Annotated in this window: 18 protein-coding genes; 3 read left to right on the top strand and 15 right to left on the bottom strand. The window is 40.3% G+C overall.

Annotation, left to right across the window (positions count from 1 at the left end; all coding sequences use genetic code 11):
- Window positions 1-13: 13 nt before the first annotated feature.
- From rnhB to rpsB, 15 genes are all read right to left on the bottom strand, one after another.
- A complete protein-coding gene (gene rnhB / locus GTK47_RS06510; protein WP_006535883.1) occupies window positions 14-604 on the bottom strand; it encodes a ribonuclease HII in 591 nt (196 codons plus the stop codon).
- Complete coding sequence (gene lpxB / locus GTK47_RS06505; protein WP_165122489.1) at window positions 604-1,776, bottom strand: lipid-A-disaccharide synthase; 1,173 nt, start codon at window positions 1,774-1,776, stop codon at window positions 604-606. Before lpxB ends, rnhB begins: the two co-directional genes overlap by 1 nt.
- 7 nt (window positions 1,777-1,783) lie before the next feature.
- Entirely contained in the window at window positions 1,784-2,587 is an 804-nt protein-coding gene (gene lpxA, locus GTK47_RS06500) for an acyl-ACP--UDP-N-acetylglucosamine O-acyltransferase (protein WP_088494703.1), read from the bottom strand.
- 3 nt (window positions 2,588-2,590) lie between these two features.
- Window positions 2,591-3,043 (bottom strand): 3-hydroxyacyl-ACP dehydratase FabZ, encoded by a 453-nt coding sequence (gene fabZ, locus GTK47_RS06495; RefSeq protein ID WP_006535887.1) that lies wholly within the window; start codon window positions 3,041-3,043, stop codon window positions 2,591-2,593.
- Between the two features lie 122 nt (window positions 3,044-3,165).
- Window positions 3,166-4,194: a UDP-3-O-(3-hydroxymyristoyl)glucosamine N-acyltransferase gene (gene lpxD / locus GTK47_RS06490; RefSeq protein WP_165122488.1), complete on the bottom strand. Its 1,029-nt coding sequence runs from the start codon at window positions 4,192-4,194 to the stop codon at window positions 3,166-3,168.
- A 3-nt stretch (window positions 4,195-4,197) separates the two neighbouring features.
- Window positions 4,198-4,695, bottom strand: a complete 498-nt coding sequence (locus GTK47_RS06485; RefSeq protein ID WP_036934019.1) for an OmpH family outer membrane protein — start codon at window positions 4,693-4,695, stop codon at window positions 4,198-4,200.
- A gap of 92 nt (window positions 4,696-4,787) precedes the next feature.
- A complete protein-coding gene (bamA, locus tag GTK47_RS06480; RefSeq protein ID WP_165122487.1) occupies window positions 4,788-7,193 on the bottom strand; it encodes an outer membrane protein assembly factor BamA in 2,406 nt (801 codons plus the stop codon).
- A 39-nt stretch (window positions 7,194-7,232) separates the two neighbouring features.
- Entirely contained in the window at window positions 7,233-8,585 is a 1,353-nt protein-coding gene (gene rseP / locus GTK47_RS06475; protein ID WP_165122486.1) for a sigma E protease regulator RseP, read from the bottom strand.
- Window positions 8,586-8,594: 9 nt separating this feature from the next.
- On the bottom strand, window positions 8,595-9,458 hold the full coding sequence (gene cdsA, locus GTK47_RS06470; RefSeq protein ID WP_165122485.1) for a phosphatidate cytidylyltransferase: 864 nt from the start codon (window positions 9,456-9,458) through the stop codon (window positions 8,595-8,597).
- 1 nt (window position 9,459) lies between these two features.
- Window positions 9,460-10,218: a (2E,6E)-farnesyl-diphosphate-specific ditrans,polycis-undecaprenyl-diphosphate synthase gene (gene ispU / locus GTK47_RS06465; protein ID WP_165122484.1), complete on the bottom strand. Its 759-nt coding sequence runs from the start codon at window positions 10,216-10,218 to the stop codon at window positions 9,460-9,462.
- Window positions 10,219-10,444: 226 nt separating this feature from the next.
- Window positions 10,445-11,638: a 1-deoxy-D-xylulose-5-phosphate reductoisomerase gene (gene ispC, locus GTK47_RS06460; RefSeq protein ID WP_165122483.1), complete on the bottom strand. Its 1,194-nt coding sequence runs from the start codon at window positions 11,636-11,638 to the stop codon at window positions 10,445-10,447.
- Window positions 11,639-11,830: 192 nt separating this feature from the next.
- A complete protein-coding gene (frr, locus tag GTK47_RS06455) occupies window positions 11,831-12,388 on the bottom strand; it encodes a ribosome recycling factor (RefSeq protein WP_088494697.1) in 558 nt (185 codons plus the stop codon).
- A 113-nt stretch (window positions 12,389-12,501) separates the two neighbouring features.
- The gene (pyrH, locus tag GTK47_RS06450; RefSeq protein ID WP_023582710.1) at window positions 12,502-13,230 is read right to left on the bottom strand and encodes a UMP kinase; all 729 of its coding nucleotides are present in this window, start codon (window positions 13,228-13,230) and stop codon (window positions 12,502-12,504) included.
- 136 nt (window positions 13,231-13,366) lie between these two features.
- The gene (gene tsf / locus GTK47_RS06445; protein WP_088494696.1) at window positions 13,367-14,218 is read right to left on the bottom strand and encodes a translation elongation factor Ts; all 852 of its coding nucleotides are present in this window, start codon (window positions 14,216-14,218) and stop codon (window positions 13,367-13,369) included.
- Window positions 14,219-14,353: 135 nt separating this feature from the next.
- Window positions 14,354-15,079 carry a 30S ribosomal protein S2 gene (gene rpsB, locus GTK47_RS06440; protein WP_165122482.1) on the bottom strand — a complete coding sequence of 242 codons (726 nt, stop codon included), beginning with the start codon at window positions 15,077-15,079 and terminating at the stop codon, window positions 14,354-14,356.
- Between the two features lie 608 nt (window positions 15,080-15,687).
- Between rpsB and map the strand changes: the two genes are divergently transcribed.
- The 3 genes from map to dapD all read left to right on the top strand — a co-directional run bounded on the left by map (window position 15,688) and on the right by dapD (window position 20,144).
- Entirely contained in the window at window positions 15,688-16,485 is a 798-nt protein-coding gene (map, locus tag GTK47_RS06435; RefSeq protein WP_075671708.1) for a type I methionyl aminopeptidase, read from the top strand.
- Between the two features lie 154 nt (window positions 16,486-16,639).
- Window positions 16,640-19,285 (top strand): bifunctional uridylyltransferase/uridylyl-removing protein GlnD, encoded by a 2,646-nt coding sequence (glnD, locus tag GTK47_RS06430; RefSeq protein ID WP_165122481.1) that lies wholly within the window; start codon window positions 16,640-16,642, stop codon window positions 19,283-19,285.
- Between the two features lie 34 nt (window positions 19,286-19,319).
- Window positions 19,320-20,144, top strand: coding sequence for a 2,3,4,5-tetrahydropyridine-2,6-dicarboxylate N-succinyltransferase (dapD, locus tag GTK47_RS06425; RefSeq protein ID WP_165122480.1), 825 nt, complete (start codon window positions 19,320-19,322; stop codon window positions 20,142-20,144).
- Window positions 20,145-20,203 lie beyond the last annotated feature (59 nt).

Raw genomic sequence — 20,203 nt, 5'->3', positions numbered from 1 at the left:
GTTACTCTGTGGATTACTTTAAATTTAAAGCACGTTTTACAGGCGCAAAACTTTTTCGATGATAGGGTGTTGCCCCTAATAAGGCTAGTTTTTCCATATGGAAAACAGTTGGATACCCTTTATGTTTAGCAAAACCATAATCAGGGTAAAGCTTATCTAACTCTTCCATTTCTCTATCACGAGTCACTTTAGCTAGTATAGAAGCTGCACTAATTTCTTGAACTAAACTATCACCTTTTATAACCGCTTGAGAGGCCATAGGTAATTTAGGGCAACGATTACCATCAATTAAGACCATATCAGGTGTTATTGATAATCCCGCAACAGCACGTTCCATTGCTTTCATAGTTGCCCAAAGGATATTTAATTCATCAATTTCTTCAGGCTCTGCACGACCTATCGCCCAGCATAATGCTTTTTCTTTTATTTCGTCATAAAGAGCATTACGCTTTTTCTCTGTTAGCTTTTTGGAGTCTGTTAACCCTTCAATTGGATTTGCTGGATCAAGAATAACAGCAGCGGTAACCACTGCACCCACTAATGGGCCTCGACCAACTTCATCAACTCCAGCAATAAGATTTGCTTTTGGATATACAAATTCCATTATTTCTCTACCAATTCTAATACTGCATTTGCTGCTTGCTCATCCGCATTACAACGAATGGCGCTATGTAGCTGTAAAAATATCTCTTTTAATTGGCGTACTTTTTCTTCATCGGTTAAAAGAGGTAAAAGCTGTTGTGCTAATGCCGAAGATTCACACTCTTCTTGCAATAATTCTTTGATAATTTCTCGGCCAGCTAACAAATTAGGTAACGAGACATAAGGCGTTTTGACTAATCGTTTTGCTAACCAAAAAGTAAATGGTTTCATACGATAACCAACAACCATTGGGCATTTCGTTAGCATACATTCTAATGCGGCTGTACCTGATGCTAACAGAGTGGCATCACTCGCAGTCATTGCTTCTCTTGCTTGCCCATCAAGAAGTTGTATCTCAAGTTCGGGCGCCACATTTTGATGTATCTGTTCAAATTGGGCTCGTCGCTTAGCATTAACTAATGGTACAACAATATGAAGAGAGGGAATTTGCTGTTTTAGTAATTGTGCTGTTTTTATAAAATCAGCACTTAGCATCTCAACTTCAGCATGACGACTGCCAGGAAGAAGTGCTAAACAAGGAGTTTCTTCAGATATCCCTAGATGTTCACGAGCAGCCTTTTTGTCTGGATTTAAGGCTATGGCATCAGCCATTGTGTGACCAATAAAACGACAAGGAACCTGATACTTATCATAAAACGCTTTTTCAAAAGGCAGAAAAGCTAAGACAAGATCTGTCGCTTTACCAATTTTGAAAACACGTTTTTGACGCCAAGCCCATACAGAGGGACTGACATAATGAATAGTTTTGATCCCTTTTTGCTTTAAACGGCCTTCAAGGGTGATATTAAAATCAGGTGCGTCGATCCCCACGAAAACATCAGGCTTTAACTCTGAGAATCGTTGAGTGAGATCTTTTCTGATCTTTAATAAGCGAGGTAATCGTTCGAGAACTTCAACGATCCCCATGACAGCAAGCTCTTCCATCTCATACCAAGCTTCACAGCCTTCAGCTTGCATAAGAGGTCCAGCAACACCGACAAAACGAACATTGGGATGCATTTGTTTTAGAGCGCGGATTAATCCCGCGCCCAAGATATCACCGGACGTTTCACCAGCAACTAAGCCGATAACTAACGGACGCTGAGTAGTAGATAATTGGCCTGACAAGGTCATATCCTAATTAGCGAATGATACCGCGGTTAGATTTTGCTGAGTTTTCCAGAAAATCACTGAACAATTTGACATGCGGATTATTATTATCAGCAACCAACTGTCCAATTTCTTCACGCGCTTCTTCCAGTGTTTTACCATTACGATAGAGCACTTTGTAAGCATTACGGATTGCATGAAGATCTTCTTTAGCAAAACCTCTGCGCTTTAATCCTTCAATATTCAGCCCATAAGGGGTTGCGTGGTTTCCTTGTGCAATAACAAAAGGAGGAACATCTTGTGCCACACCTGAACATCCACCGACCATCACGTGAGAACCAATTTGGCAAAACTGATGAACTGCACTCATACCACCGATAATCACAAAATCACCTAAAGTGACGTGACCACCCAGAGTGCCATTATTTGCAATAATACAACGATCACCAATGATACAATCATGTGCGACATGGGTATTAATCATCAGTAAATTATCATTACCAATTTTTGTGATATTACCACCTTGGGTTGTTCCACGATGGATAGTCACACTTTCACGAATAAGGTTTCGATCACCAATAATGACTTGCGTTGGTTCACCTCGATATTTCAGATCCTGATTAACTTCACCAATAGAAGTAAATTGATAGATCTGATTATCTCGACCAATGCGTGTGTGCCCATTGATAACAACGTGAGATTTGATGTCGGTTCCTTCACCAATCTCAACATTAGCACCAATGACACAAAAAGGGCCAATGCGAACATTAGCACCAATTACCGCACCCTCTTCAATAATTGAGGAAGGGTGAATTACTGCGGATTTATCTATCATAGGCTAGACCTCACGGCGGCGAGCACACATCATTTCAGCTTCGCAAGCAATTTCCCCATCAACTTTAGCGACGCCTTTAAAGCGAGCAACACCACGACGTTCTTTAATGAATTCTACCTCTAGGATCATTTGATCCCCAGGTAAGACAGGACGTTTAAAGCGAGCACCGTCAATAGCAGCAAAATAGTAGAGCTCACCAGGTTCCAGCTTTCCTACGCTTTTGAATGCTAAAATACCCGTTGCCTGTGCCATGGCTTCGAGGATCAGTACGCCCGGGAAAATTGGTTTTCCTGGAAAGTGACCTTGAAAGAAAGGCTCATTAAAAGATACATTTTTTACTGCTCTTAGAAATTTCTTTTCTTCAAAATCAAGGACACGATCAACCAATAAGAATGGATAACGGTGTGGAAGTAAATCTAAAATTTCTTCGATTTGCAGAGTATGATTCTCACTCATTGCAATACTCTTCCTGTCTAATAAAACTGAGTCTAATTAATAATGACACGACCTGCTGTGACTCAAAAGTGAGTTAACCCGCAGGTCGCAAAATGGGTAACATTCGTCAATGACGTATATTGTTACTTGTCGCTACTTTCTACTTGACGTTCAAGCGACTTGAGCCTTTTTTGCATTTCATCAATTCGCAACACAAGTGCTGCGGTTTTACGCCATGCTTTATTCGATTGCAGCGGAATTCCTGAAGAATAAACACCCGGCTCAGTGATAGGACGCATTACCATTCCCATACCTGTTACCGTGACTTTATCACAGATTTCCATATGACCATTGATAACACTTGCTCCACCAATCATACAATAGCGACCTATTTTCAGGCTGCCCGCCATGATGACACCACCAGCAACAGCGGTATTATCACCAATAATGACGTTATGTGCGATTTGGCACTGGTTATCAATGATAACACCATTACCGATAACTGTGTTATCTAATGCGCCTCGGTCGATTGTAGTACATGCACCGATTTCAACGCGATCACCAATTACCACTGAACCTAATTGTGGAATTTTAATCCAATTACCACGTTCATTAGCATAACCAAAACCATCTGAACCAATCACAGTACCTGATTGAATTAGACAATCTTTACCAATGATAACCTCATGATAAACGGATACATTTGCCCATAAACGACTATTATCGCCAATATGTGCTTTTTTACCCACAAAACAACCGGCACCAATCACAACATTATCACCAAGGATAACATCAGATTCGATAACCGCATTTGCACCCACTGATACATTCCTTCCTAACTTAGCGTCAGGAGAAATAACAGCACTTGGATGAATATCCTGTGCTGGCTGCGGTGTTGTATCCATAATCTGTGCCATTTGAGCGTAGGCAAGATACGGGTTTTTCACCACAAGTGCGGCAACGGGACAAAATGGAAGATCAGCCTCTGTTAATACAACGGCAGCAGCCTGACATTCGCTTAATTTTTCACGATAGCGACTATCGGAAAGAAATGTAATTTGTTCGCTATTTGCTAGGCTCATTGAAGCAAGACCGGCGATAGTGATATCACCATCGCCGTGTAACTGTGCATTCAACTGCTGAGCAAGATCAGCTAATCGAATTGAAAACATCTATTATTTAACCTGTTTTTGAACCTGAGCAGTAATATCTTTACCATCTGCGAAATAAGGTACAGTGTTAGCATCAAGGATCACATCATAGCCTTCTTTCTTCGCTACTGCATCAACAGCGTCTAATACACGTTTCATGATTTTGTTACGTTCTTCAGCTTGACGACGGCTAAAGTCTTGCTCAAAAGCTTGTGCTTTTTGTGCATATGCTTCACGTTTAGCAACCAGATCTTTCTCTGTATTCGCACGTTGTGTTGCATTCATAGTTGGTGCATCTTTTTGATATTTCTCAACAGCGGTCTGTAGTGCTTTACCTAAGTTCTGCAATTCAGTGTCACGTGATTTGAATTCATTTTCCAATTGTTTCTCTACCGCATCACGGTTAGGAATTTGTTGGAGAACTTGACCGATGTTCACAACACCTACTTTATCTGCGGCTTGAACACCTGCTGACATGGTCAATGCCATTCCTAGGGCAGCGGCACATAACAATTTTTTCACGATTAAACTCCTTAAAACCAAAAATAATTTTTTGTCAGAAATCGGATGCCTTTTTCAGCATTATGAATCAGGCATCAACTTTACTTACATCGCTACCACGTTCTACCAATATTAAACTGGAATTGCTCTGATTTATCACCTTCGTAATCTTTTATCGGCTTAGCATAAGAGAATACTAGCGGACCTAAAGGAGATAGCCATTGTAACGCAACACCTGTCGAAACACGTATATCACTTGCACGACTATAATCTGGCATACCTGCTGTCCAAGCAGAGTTAGTGCTACTCCAGTTGGTATCCCATACTGTACCTGCATCAACAAACAGAGATGTTCTAACTGATGATGAATATTTATCATCTACAAATGGCGTTGGTGTGATCAGCTCAAAGCTTGCCACGGCCATTGCATTACCACCGATAGCATCGCTAGATGGCTCGCCCGGTTTTGGTGTCACAGTACCGTCTGCATTTTTCTGCAAATAAATCGCTTTAGGACCGATATTATTTGAACGGAAACCACGAACGGTGCCAGAGCCCCCCGCATAGAAGTTTTCATAGAATGGTAATTCTTTACCACCTAAACCATCACCGTAGCCTAAGCGACCTTTAAATAGCGTTACCCAAGACTCTTTTTCATCAATTGGATAGTACGCCATACCGTCCCAAGTTACTTTGTAGTACTTGTTATCAGAGCCAGGTACAGTCACACGTCCACTTAAGTTACTTCTCACACCTGATGTAGGGAAGAAACCTTTATTTAAGTTATTGAATGTCCAACCAAGGCTGACAGTATAATCATCAGCATTAAACGATTCACGTTTATCAAAACCTGGGTTTTCACCCATACTTTCTAGGTAACGCCACATTGCAACCTGAGGTTCCATACGTGATAGACCATTATGAGTATAGCCTAAACCAAGACGTGCCGAGTTATATTCATTAATTGGGAAGCCTAACGTACCATCTACACCGTAAGATTTATTGGTATAACCTGATAAATCAGCATCATTAGCGCGGAAGTCGTTATAGAAAATACGACCACCTAAACTCACACCATTAACGGTAAAGTATGGGTCAGTAACAGATAATTCTGCGTAAGTTGAGTAATCATTTTTACTCGCATTAATAGCGACTGCGTTACCTGTACCTAACCAGTTATCTTGAGTAACACCCACTTGGAAGCTCACACCACTTTCAGTACCGAAACCGACACCAAAGTTAAGAGAACCCGTGTTACGCTCTTTTACACGATAAACGATATCAACCTGATCAGGAGAACCTGGAATACGCTGAGTTTCTGTTTCAACCGTTTCGAAATAACCTAAACGATTTAAACGTTCTTTACCTTGTTCAACTAAATCGCTACCTAACCACGCACCTTCCATTTGACGCATTTCACGGCGTAAAACAGAGTCTTTAGTGATGTCATTACCCGCAAAACGTACTTGACGAACATAGAAACGATTTCCTGCATCTACGTTTACATGTAGTTTCACCGTTTTATTTTCATCATTAATTTCAGGATTTGTCATAACGCGAGGATAAGCATATCCATAACGGCCTAACAGATTTTTAATATCATTTTCTGTTTTAGTTACTTGCGCGCCATTATAAAGAGAGCCTGGTGCAATTTCGATAAGCTCTTCAATTTGTTTAGTGTAGCCCGCCGTATTACCATTGATTTCAGTATTTTCTACTGTGTATTTATCACCTTCTTTCAGGTTAATGGTAATGTAAATTCCTTTTTTGTCTGGCGTTAAACTGACATTCGTCGATTCAATATCAAAACGTGCATAACCACGATCAAGATAGAAGCTTCTTAATGTTTCTAGGTCACCAGCCAGTTTTTGCTTCTGATATTTTTCATCAGCCGCTAAGTTCCACCAAGGAACATCGTCACGTAATTGAAAGCGGTTAACGAGCTCAGCAGTAGAAAACGCTTTATTACCAACAATGTTGATTTGCTGAATAGTTGCTGAAACCCCCTCTGCAAACACGAGTTTTAAGTCGACACGGTTACGAGGAAGTGGTGTAACGACCACTTTTACAGTTGCATTATATTTACCAACACTATAATAGAAATCTTCAAGCCCTTTCTCGATATTCGCTAGCATTGTACGGTCAAGTGTTTCACCAATACGAATGTTAGAAGCATCAAGGTTCTGTTTTAGCATCTCTTCCTTGATTGCTTTGTTACCAGAGAAAGTAATGCTGGCAATAGTTGGACGCTCTTTTACTTGAACAATCAGAGTATTTCCGTCACGCAGGACACGAACATCATCGAAGTTTCCTGTCGCAAATAATGAACGGATAGTTCGGCTGATATCATCATTACCGACCGAGTCTCCAACCCGGACAGGCATGTTCAGTAATGCTGCACCAACGGCGACGCGTTGAAGACCTTCAAATTGAATGTCCTGAACTACGAATCCGTCTGAACCGTATGCAGTGGCGCTGCCCAGCAGCAGCGACGCTATAAGCAACTTTTTCATCGCCATCGTTGTTTTGTGTTTTCCTAACCGGTCCCTGCTTACCAATTATAAGCGAGAGAAATCATTGAAAAGTGCAAGTCCCATTAAAAGCATCAGTGCCATAATACCAATACGATAACAGAAATCTTGTACACGCTCAGATACCGGCCCTCCCTTTATCTTCTCGATAACCAGGAAAAGCAGGTGCCCGCCATCTAAGACAGGCAGGGGAAACAAGTTAATGATCCCCAAATTGACACTAATAAGCGCCATAAACATCAAATAATAAACAAAACCAGAATCAGCAGACATTCCTGCGCCTTTCGCGATAGAAACTGGCCCACTAAGGTTAGTTAATTTGACGTCACCTACGACTAACTTGCCAATCATTTTGACAGTTAAACCCATCAACTGCCATGTTTTATCAGATGCTTCATAGAACGCCGAAAATGGGTTGTATTGCTGCATTATCAAATATTGCTCATCAGGAGGTAATATTTGTAATTGCGCACCAACTTGCCCTACTTCAGTGCCATCTTTCAGTGCAACAGCTGCCGGTGTAACATTCAACATCAACGACGAGCCATTACGTTCAACAAGAAGCTCCAAGACTTTATTCGGACTTTGTCGAACAAAATAAGTAAATGGATGCCATGTATCTATTGGCTGACCGTCAACTTTAACGATACGATCCCCTGCCTGTAAACCCGCTTTTTCAGCAGCAGAGCCTTCCGTAACCTCAATAATCTTTGAGTCTAACCTTGCGCCAACAGGCATTATCCCTAGGGACAAGATAGGATCTTGTTTTTCAGGATCAAAATTCCATTGTTGCAAATTCAGTATATTCTCACTCTCAGAAAGAGAGTTTGGATCTGAAACAACGAATGAAACCTCTTTGGCTCCAATTTTACTGACTAATGCTAAACGAACTGCATTCTGATCAGGCGTTTCGATACCTGCAACGGATTTTAGTTCCATTCCAGGCGTTAATTTTGCTTGTTCTGCGATAGAATTCGGACGAATGTCTGCAATTATAGGTTTTAATGCAGGAACACCTATCATAAAAACTATCCAATAGGCGACTATTGCTAACAAAAAGTTGGCGATAGGTCCAGCAGCAACAACAGCAGCACGTTGACCAACTGTTTTATTATTAAATGCTAGATGACGGCGCTCAGGTGCAACCTCAGCGACTCTTTCATCTAACATTTTTACATAGCCACCTAAAGGTATCCATGCGATAACAAATTCAGTACCATGTTTATCTGTTTTGCGCCAAATTGCTTTTCCAAAACCGATAGAAAAACGCTCGACATAAATACCACAGCGCCTAGCTACCCAAAAATGCCCAAACTCATGTACCGTAATTAAAATACCTAAAACGATAATAAACGCGGCAAGATTCCACAGGATACCCATTACTTACCTTTATAGTTTAAAGCCAGAAGAAATCAGAAAGACCAATCCTGCAAAGACTGGGATAGCCGCAGTCAAACTATCAATTCTATCAAGCACACCACCATGCCCCGGTATCAATTGGCTACTGTCTTTAATGCCTGAAACACGTTTAAACATGCTTTCTGCTAGATCACCAAATACCGATACAATCACAACAACACCAGATATTAATAACAGGTTACTGGGTACTTCAGTCACAGGTGCAAAATAAGTAAATAACCATGATGCAACGCCTGCCGTAATCAACCCACCAACTAACCCTTCAAGGGTTTTACCTGGGGATACTTTAGGTGCCATTTTATGTTTACCTATTAGGCGTCCAAAAGCGTAGGCACCAGAGTCAGCAGCCCAAACTAATAACATGACATACAATAACCACCATGCGCCCGTATAAGTGTCGGTGCTATAACCCAACATACGCAGCGCCATCATGCCACAATAAAAGGGAACAATCGTCAATATACCGAACAATAGCTTAATAAAAACTGAATTTTTCCACATATTCGCTGAATTCGGATAACTTACAACTAATAAAATGGCTGCTACCCACCAAATTAAACCCGCCCACAAACCATTTTTTATCATTGGAGTGTCTAGTAGGTGGTCAAAATTAGGCAAAGAAAACTGCATAACGAGTAACAATGCAGCAAAGCCGAACCCTGTCGCAATACGTTTACCTTGAGAATGCCAGCCAATAAATTGTGCCCATTCCCAACCCGCTAAGCCTGATATTGCGATAATGACTAATCCAAAACCTGCAGGAGGAAGTAGAAATAGTGCAGCAATAACAATAGGGATTAAAATTAATGCAGTGATGACACGATACTTAAGCAAGTTATCCTCCCAGATTTATAGTATCTGTTTCTGATGTAGTACCACCGAAACGTCTTTCCCGTTTAGCAAAAGCATCTAATGCATTCTGAAAAACTTGTTCATCAAAATCAGGCCATAAAACCTGTGTAAAATAAAGCTCAGCATAAGCAATCTGCCAAATAAGAAAATTACTTATACGATGCTCACCACCTGTACGAATAACAAGATCGACATCAGGCTGATTATTCAAGCAAAGATGTGAAGATATTGCATTTTCATTGATATCTTCGAGATTAATTTCCCCTTTTGCGAGAGATGTCGCTAATTGTTTTACGCTTTGAGTAATATCCCATCGACCGCCATAATTAGCTGCAATATTTAAATTAAGCCCTGTATTATTCGCTGTGAGTGCCACAGAACTTTTAATTCGATCTTGTAAGCGGCGACTAAAACGGCTGATATCACCAATGACCGTCAATTTAACATTATGCTTATGTAGACTCTTCACTTCGTTATCTAAAGCAAAAACAAATAATTCCATGAGAGAACTCACTTCCTGCTCTGGTCTATTCCAGTTTTCGCTACTAAATGCATATAAAGTTAGTGATTCAATCTTGTGTTTTACGGAAAAGCTAACCGCATCCCGAACTGCTTTAATTCCCGCGCGATGTCCCGTTACTCGGAGTTTCCCTTGTTTTTTAGCCCAACGCCCATTGCCATCCATAATGATAGCAACATGCTTTGGTTTTGATGCGGATGAATCGTCACTGGATAAGTTCACTCAATTTAACCCTTTGCTAATCTGATACTGATACAGACAGTCCTCTTCGGATAACCTATGCACAAAAAAAAACCGTGTCACCCACGGCCTTTGGCAAAGCCTCAAAGTTGCTAAAGCAATAGCCTTAGTAATGAACTGTTAATTTTCATTATTGTCTTTAGTGATTCGGCAACTATACCATTAGCCAGAAAGACGAACAAACACCCTATATTAAATATAATCACCATTATACAAATTGAGTGATTATCTGATGAGTTTCTAATCTCGCTAATTTATCAATTTCTAGAACATCATTAATACTTTGAGGCTCTGATAGGTCAAAATGTTCAACAACTTTGCGATTAATTTTAGCAATATCAGTAAACTTCACTTTTTCGTGTAAAAATGCATCAACGACAACTTCATTAGCTGCATTTAACACTGTTGTTGCCGCTTGCCCACGTTTTGACGCTTCAATAGCAAGTGCTAAACAAGGGTAACGTTGATAGTCAGGGCGAATAAATTCTAGAGATTGAATCTCAAAGAAATCTAATGCTTTTGCACCGGATTGAGTACGATGAGGATAAGCCATTGAGTATGCAATCGGTGTTCTCATATCAGGTTCGCCAATTTGAGCAATAATACTGCCATCACGATAACGAACCATTGAATGAATAACAGATTGTGGATGAATGATTACTTCCATTTCTTCTTCAGAAGCATTGAAGAAATAACGAGCCTCAATATACTCGAGCCCTTTATTCATCATTGTTGCAGAATCAACTGAAATTTTACGTCCCATAGACCAATTTGGATGCGCGCACGCTTGATCTGGTGTCATTGCTTCCAGCTCTTCTAATGGTGTATAGCGAAATGGCCCACCAGAGCCCGTTAGCAGAATACCTGTCACACCTTCATCAGCTAAGGACGCATGACCTAGGTTTTCTTGAATTTCTTTAGGTAAGCTTTGATAAATTGCATTATGTTCGCTATCAATGGGTAAAATTGTCGCGCCATATTTAGCAACTGCATCAAAGAAAAGACGCCCACTGGTTATCAGTGATTCTTTATTCGCTAACAGAATTCTTTTACCTTTTTCAATGGCCGCAAGTGTCGGTTTTAATCCGGCAACACCTGTTATAGCAGACATGACTTGATCAGCTTCATCAAGAGCTGCAATTTCATTGATCGCGTGAGAGCCAGATAGAATTTCTGTTTTACAAGATGTATTAGCGAGTAGCTGTTTAAGCTGATTTGCACTTTTTTCATCAGACATCACAGCGTATTTAGGCTGGAAAGCAAGGCACTGTTGCGCCATTTTGTCTGCATTTTTTCCTGCGGCTAAAGCAAGAACCTGATACTCATCAGGATTATTTTCAATTACGGAAAGAGTGCTAGTTCCGATAGATCCTGTTGAGCCTAATATAGTTATTTGTTTCATTTATTAATCAATCAGTATGTCTACAACGTTTTAATTAAAGAGAATTATATCAGTATGACGAGGTAAATGAGGATTAAAGATGAAAACTTTAATAAATAATGTGACAAAAGAAGGTATTAAGCACGAATTTTCAAATAAATAGTTAAAAATAATGCCGCTAAAAAGCGGCATTATCGAAAAAAGATATAAAAATTAGAATTCCATTAACTCTGCTTCTTTCAGTGCTAATGCATCATCAATTTTTTTAATGAACATGTCAGTTAACTTCTGAATGTCATCTTGTGAGCGGCGCTCATCATCTTCGCTGATTTCTTTATCTTTCAGTAATGCTTTTACTTTATCGTTAGCATCACGACGGATATTACGAACAGAAACGCGACCTTGTTCTGCATCGCCACGAACAACTTTAATTAGGTCTTTACGACGCTCTTCAGTTAATGGAGGCAGTGGAACACGGATAATGGTACCCGCAGATGAAGGATTTAAACCTAAATCTGATGCCATAATTGCTTTTTCAACAGCAGGAGCTAAAGTACGGTCGAATACAGTGATTGCCAGTGTACGACCATCTTCTGCGACAACGTTAGCAACTTGGTTTAATGGAGTTGGCGCTCCGTAGTATTCAACTACAATGCCATCTAAAAGGGCTGGAGACGCACGACCAGTACGAACTTTATTAATCTGGCTTTTTAGTGCTTCAACGCTTTTATCCATGCGTTCTTGAGCATCTTTTTTGATTTCATTAATCACGTTATAAACCCTTGGGAACTGGTTATCTTCCAGTCGATATGAAAAACATACCGACATAAATGAATTGGCGTACTCTAGATGTTAACGCCAAATTATACCGTTGTCTCTGTGTATTAAGCGTGAGAAATCAAAGTTCCTTCACTTTCACCCATTACAACCCGACGTAATGCACCCGGTTTATTCATATTGAATACGCGGATAGGTAAATTATGATCTCGGGCTAATGTGAATGCAGCAAGATCCATGACTTTCAATTCACGTTCTAATACATCCTGATAAGTCAGTGTTTCATAAAGTACTGCATCAGGATCTTTGGTTGGATCGGCAGAATAAACGCCGTCCACTTTCGTTGCTTTTAGTACAACGTCAGCTTCAATTTCAATACCGCGTAAACACGCAGCAGAATCGGTAGTAAAGAATGGGTTACCTGTACCAGCCGAGAAAATAACGACTCGACCGTGGCGTAATAAGCTAATAGCTTCTGCCCAACTGTAGTTATCGCAGACACCATTTAATGGAAATGCAGACATAAGGCGTGCGTTTACATAAGCACGGTGCAATGAATCACGCATTGCTAAACCATTCATTACTGTCGCGAGCATTCCCATGTGGTCACCCACAACACGGTTCATACCTGCCGCAGCAAGACCCGCACCACGGAACAAGTTACCACCGCCAATTACGACACCGACTTGTATACCTAATTCAACGAGTTCTTTGATTTCCTGAGCCATGCGATCAAGTACGCTCGCATCGATACCGAAACCTTCTGCGCCTTGCAGAGCTTCGCCACTCAGCTTTAATAAAATTCGCTGATATACAGGTTTTGCATTGGTAGCCATGGTGTTCTGTCCTAAGCAGATTAGTTAATTGGAGGTTTTAGATAGCTTCTCTTTTTAACAAAAAAAAGCAAACAGCCAGTGGAGATTACAACAAAACAGAACCGCCATTAGGCGGTTCTGTTAACGCTAAGCGTTATTATTTGCTCATTGCAGCAACTTCAGCTGCGAAATCAGCTTCAACTTTCTCAATACCTTCACCAACTTCGAAACGAACGAAGTTGATAACATCAGCATTGTTTTCTTTCAGCAGTTCACCAACAGTTTTGCTTGGATCCATTACGAAATGCTGACCAGTCAGAGAAATCTCACCGGTGAATTTGTTCATGCGACCGATAACCATTTTTTCTGCGATTTCGCGTGGTTTACCTGATTGCATTGCGATATCCATCTGAATTTGGTGCTCATGTTCAACAACATCAGCAGGAACATCTTCAGGACGAACATATTCTGGTTTGCTTGCAGCAACGTGCATAGCAATGTGTTTGATCAGTTCTTCGTTAGCGCCTTTAGCTGAAACTAAAACACCGATACGAGCACCGTGTAGGTAAGTACCTAATTCTTCAGCTTCTAATACAGCAACACGACGAATGTTGATGTTTTCACCGATTTTAGCAACTAATGCAGTACGAGTTTCTTCGAATTTAGCTTTCAGCGCATCGATATCATCAGTTTTGTCTGCTAATACAGCAGCCATAACTTCTTTACCGAAAGCGATGAAACCAGCATCTTTAGCAACGAAGTCTGTTTCACAGTTCAGTTCAACCAGCGCACCGAATTTACCATCAGCAGCAACTTCTGCAAGGATGATACCTTCAGCAGCAACACGGCCTGCTTTTTTAGCAGCTTTTGCTTGACCTGATTTACGCATGTTGTCGATTGCTAATTCGATATCACCATTAGCTTCAACCAGCGCTTTTTTACATTCCATCATGCCTGCGCCAGTACGTTCACGCAGTTCTTTTACCAATGCAGCGGTAATTCCAGACATTTGTTTCTTCCTCGACTTTTCTATGGGCTAGCCATAGATGTTCTCATAGCAGATGTGTAAAGGGGGCCTATTGAGGCCCCCTAACCAATATATAGCAATACCTGGTTAAATAAGGGCTCTTACGAGCATGCCTTATTATTCAGCTTCGACTAAGCCTTCTTCAGCCTGAACAGCCAGATCTTGAGAACGACCTTCACGAACAGCTGTAGCTGCAGCGGTCAGATATAATTTAACCGCACGGATTGCATCGTCATTACCAGGGATAATGAAGTCGATACCATCTGGATCAGAGTTAGTATCAACGATAGCAAATACTGGGATACCCAGGTTGTTTGCTTCTTTGATAGCAATGTGTTCGTGTTCAGCATCGATAACAAACAGAGCGTCAGGTAAACCGCCCATGTCTTTGATACCACCCAGGCTGTTTTCTAACTTACCAAGTTCACGAGAACGCATTAACGCTTCTTTCTTGGTCAGTTTGTCAAAAGTACCGTCCTGAGATTGTGATTCTAAATCTTTCAGGCGTTTGATTGACTGACGAACAGTTTTCCAGTTAGTCAGCATACCGCCTAACCAGCGGTGGTTTACATAAAACTGGTCACAGCTTTCTGCTGATTCTTTAACAGCTTCAACGGCAGAGCGCTTAGTACCAACAAACAGGATTTTGCCTTTACGAGAAGCAATTTTGTTCAGTTCAACCAGAGCTTCATTGAACATTGGAACAGTTTTTTCCAAGTTAATGATATGAACTTTGTTACGTGCACCAAAGATGAATGGTTTCATTTTTGGATTCCAGTAACGAGTTTGGTGACCGAAGTGAACACCGGCTTGCAGCATATCGCGCATTGAAACAGTTGCCATTTTAGACCTCTATAAATTTAAATTTGGGGTTATTTCGTCCACAAATCCCATACGACCGACTCATCAGCTGTAAAGGTTTAGCCTTTACATAAGAGCACCCCGGCGTTATGTGCCGATTTGTGTGTGTAATTAACACAATTGAATGTTTCAGATTTACTGCCATTACTCACGATGTGATGCAATAACAGAACTCCGGCGCGCTTTATACCATAAATAACCTTAAGAAACCACTATTACTTACGATTGCCACGGCCTTATTTGACATAAAAACACATCAATTAGGCAAAGAAAAAAGCGAGATTAGTACAGTGATGATAAATATTGCTCTAATATCAATTTGCTAGAAAAACACCAAAAAAACACCAAATAGAAAAGCGCAATATGTAAAGACAATCAGATTAAGAAGGCGTAATGTTCGTCATTATTCTCGATATCAGACAGATTACACATATCCTCTTTATTGGCACACCTACTTTCTGCTGATATCATAAATGGTAATCAGAATTATTTCTCATCATCATTCATTCAACCTGCAATACAAAATATGAATACAACAAAGCGTGTTATCTAATTCGTATTGTGGCTTTTAATCTAGACGAAGAACTCAAATGGCTATTGTAATCAAGACAGAAGAAGATATTCAAAAAATGCGCGTCGCAGGTCGTCTTGCGGCAGAAGTTCTTGAAATTATCGCACCGTTCGTAAAACCTGGCGTAAACACCGCTGAATTAGACCGTATTTGTCACGAACATATTGTTAACGCACAACAGGCTATTCCTGCTTGTCTTAACTATCATGGTTTCCCTAAATCAGTCTGTATTTCGGTTAACGATGTTATTTGCCACGGTATTCCTAGCGAAGAAAAAATCCTTAAAGATGGCGATATCGTTAATATTGACGTCACTGTCATTAAAGATGGTTTTCATGGCGATACCTCAAAAATGTTTATTGTAGGTAAACCAACAATCCAAGGTGAACGCTTATGTCGTATCACTCAAGAAAGCCTCTACCTTGCCATTAAAATGGTTAAACCGGGCATTCGCTTACGTGAACTTGGCAAAGCAATTCAAAAATTTGTTGAAGGTCATGACTATTCTGTTGTTCGCGAATATTGCGGTCATGGTATTGGTGAAGGATTCCATGAAGAACCTCAAGTTCTACACTACGATGCAGATGATAGCGGTGTTGTGTTACAAAAAGGCATGGCATTTACCATTGAGCCGATGGTAAATACAGGTGATTACCGTATTCGTACAATGAAAGATGGCTGGACTGTTAAAACTAAAGACAGAGGTTGGTCAGCACAGTACGAGCATACATTAGTTGTTACCGATAATGGTTGTGAAATTATGACACTACGCAAAGAAGAAGAACCGTTTATTTCTGCGGTATTAGTCAACGAATAAGCTTCTTCAGCTAGAAATGTAAAAGCGACATATTTTTTCGAGATGTGTCGCTTTTTTTATTTTATTTACCATGAAATGGTGGAATCACTAGTCAGGTTATCGTTTTAACATTAGTCTTAATGTCATAAGCAAACATTGAGAAAGAAGACGCATAATGACTAATAAAAACGCATTTCAAACACCGCCCCCTTCCCCTTTTTTGCTGACAGAAAATACCCAAAATTGCGCTGAACTTAAGCAATCAATTGAACAATTTCAATCTTGGTTAACAGATGCTTTTCATCATGATGTTGATGTAGCTTTATTACTTCAAGCTCGTAGCCATTTCATTGACCAACTCTTAACGCAATTGTGGCACTATACACAGCTATCTGATTATTCTGATCTTAGTATTATTGCTGTTGGTGGTTACGGTAGACAAGAATTACATCCGCTTTCTGATATTGACCTTCTCTTTTTAAGTGAAACACCTTTATCACCAGAGGCTGAAGATAAAGTCAGCAAACTCATTACACTACTGTGGGATGTGCGTCTTGAAATTGGTGCCAGTGTTAGAACAATGGAAGAATGTCTTTTAGAAGGTCTTTCAGATTTAACGGTTGCAACAAACTTACTAGAAGCTCGCCTTATTTGTGGGAATAACTCTCTTTACCAGCAATTAATTAATCATATTTTTAGCCAAGGTTTTTGGCCATCACCAGATTTTTTCGCCGCAAAAGTTGAAGAACAAAAACAAAGACATCAACGATATCATAGTACTAGTTACAATCTAGAACCTGATATCAAAAGTAGCCCCGGTGGACTGCGTGATATCCACACTTTAATTTGGGTAGCACATCGCCATTTTGGTGCGGCATCTGTTTCTGAAATGGTTAATTTTGGCTTTTTGACGCCAGCAGAAGGACAAGAGTTATTAGAGTGTCAATACACATTATGGAAAATTCGTTTTGCTCTCCATCTTGTGCTTTCTCGCTATGACAATCGACTTTTGTTTGATAGACAACTCAACGTTGCCCAACTTTTAAATTATGAAGGTGAAGGCAATCGACCTATTGAAAAAATGATGAAGGATTATTATCGCGTAACTCGTCGTGTTAGTGAGTTAAATGATATGTTACTTCAGCTATTTGATGAAGCTATTCTTGCTCTGCAACCTAATGTAAAACCGCGTCCATTAGACAGTGAGTTTCAGCTACGAGGTTCGTTAATCGATGTTATTGATGACAGTTGCTTCCTTGATGATCCTATCGCTATTATGCGACTCTTTTTACGTATGGCTGAGCATAAAGAGATCACTGGAATTTATTCAACAACACTCCGCCATTTACGTTATGCTCGCCGACATTTAGTACAGCCTTTATGTGAGTACCCACTCGCACGTCAAGTTTTTATGCAGATATTACGCCACCCTCGTGCGGTTTCTGGTGCATTTGTCCCAATGCATAAACACAGTGTACTCGCAGCTTATTTCCCGCAATGGAATAATATTGTAGGCCAAATGCAGTTTGATTTATTTCATGCCTACACCGTTGATGAACATACTATTCGTGTTTTACAAAAACTTGAAAGCTTTGCTTCTTATGAAAACCATGAAAAACATCCGCTTTGTGTTGATATTTACCCTAAACTTCCTCAACTTGAATTACTACGTTTAGCTGCACTCTTTCATGATATTGCCAAAGGCCGCCACGGTGATCACTCCGTATTAGGCGCTCAAGACGTTGCTCATTTTGCTCAGCAGCATGGTTTAAATCAAAGAGAATCAGCCTTAGTTGAATGGCTTGTTAGTAACCACTTACTTATGTCTGTCACCGCGCAACGACGCGATATTCAAGATCCTGACATTATTTTTCAGTTTGCATCGGAAGTAAAAAATGAAAGCCGATTACGTTATCTTTTGTGCTTAACTGTTGCGGATATCTGTGCGACCAACAGCAGTCTATGGAATAGTTGGAAGCAGAGCTTATTACGTGAACTTTTCCTATCAACAGAAAACCAGTTACGCCAAGGTATGCATTCTATTCCCGACCTACGTGAACGTATTCGACATCATCGTTTGCAAGCACTAACTATTTTACGAATGGAACAGGTTGATGAAGAGAAATTGCAAGCAATTTGGGGGCGTTGCCATGCCGACTATTTTTTACGGCATACACCAGAACAAATTGCATGGCATGCACTTGCATTAATTGAGCATAATAGCGCTGAACCAATGGTGCTAATCAGTCAACAAACTGAACATGGTGGTACTGAAATCTTTATTTGGTGTGCAGATAGACCTTCCCTTTTTGCTTCAGTTGCAGGTGAATTAGATAGACGTAATTTAAGTATTCATAACGCTCAAATTTTTACTAACCGCGATAATATGGCTATGGACACCTTTATTGTGTTAGAGCCTAATGGTAAACCTCTAGCGATTGATAGATATAATGCTATTCGTAACGCTTTGATCCAGGTCGTATCCGCCCCTTATAACGCCAATGCCAAAACTCGCTCATTACCAGCCAAATTGCGCCATTTTGATGTTCCAACAAAAATTAATTTTATAGCCTCTAATCATAATAAACGCACCTATATGGAGCTATTTGCACGCGATCGTCCGGGATTATTAGCAATTATTGGTAAAGTTTTTGCTGATCTTTCACTTTCATTACATGGTGCCAGAATAACCACAATAGGCGAGCGTGTTGAGGATTTCTTCGTATTAACCGATAGCGAAAATAAGGCATTAAACCAAAAAATGAAGGATGATGTCGTAGAAAGGTTGACAAAAGCCCTAGTTTCAAAGGATAAAATATAGGAACCCACGACAATACATATAGGAAATACTATTGATGCAAGCATTACAATCTATTATTGACAACGCCTTTGAACATCGTGCAGATATCACTCCAAACAACGTTGAACCACATATTCGTGATGCTATTAATAGCGTTATTGCACTGCTAGACAGCGGAAAACTGCGTGTCGCGGAAAAAATTGACGGTCAGTGGGTGACTCATCAATGGTTAAAAAAAGCGGTTCTACTCTCTTTTCGTATTAATCACAATCAAGTGATAGATGGCAGTGAAAGTCTCTATTTTGACAAAGTGCCTATGAAGTTCGCTGATTATGACCAAGCACGTTTTGAAAAAGAAGGCTTTCGTGTTGTTCCCCCTGCCGCAGTTAGACAAGGAGCTTACATCGCTCGCAACACTGTTTTAATGCCATCTTATGTCAACATTGGTGCTTACGTCGATGAAGGTAGCATGGTTGATACATGGGCAACGGTAGGTTCATGTGCTCAAATCGGTAAAAATGTCCATCTCTCTGGTGGTGTTGGTATCGGCGGTGTTTTAGAGCCACTACAAGCAAACCCAACCATTATTGAAGATAACTGCTTTATTGGTGCTCGCTCTGAAATTGTTGAGGGTGTTATTGTCGAAGAAGGCGCTGTTATTTCAATGGGCGTTTATATTGGCCAAAGTACCAAAATTTATGACAGAGAAACAGGCGAAGTACATTATGGCCGAGTCCCTGCAGGCTCTGTCGTTGTATCAGGCAATTTACCCTCTAAAGATGGAAGCTACAGCCTTTACTGTGCTGTGATCGTGAAAAAAGTTGATGCTAAAACACGTGGAAAAGTTGGTATTAATGAATTGTTAAGAACTATCGACTAATATAAGAACAGCGGATAGAATTAATTCTATTCGCTATTCTTTCATTCATCTTTCTATCA

This window comes from Proteus sp. ZN5, assembly GCF_011046025.1.
Classification (GTDB): Bacteria; Pseudomonadota; Gammaproteobacteria; order Enterobacterales; family Enterobacteriaceae; genus Proteus.
The sequence above is the reverse complement of the archived record's forward strand: the minus strand, read 5'-3'. Positions and strand labels throughout refer to the sequence as shown.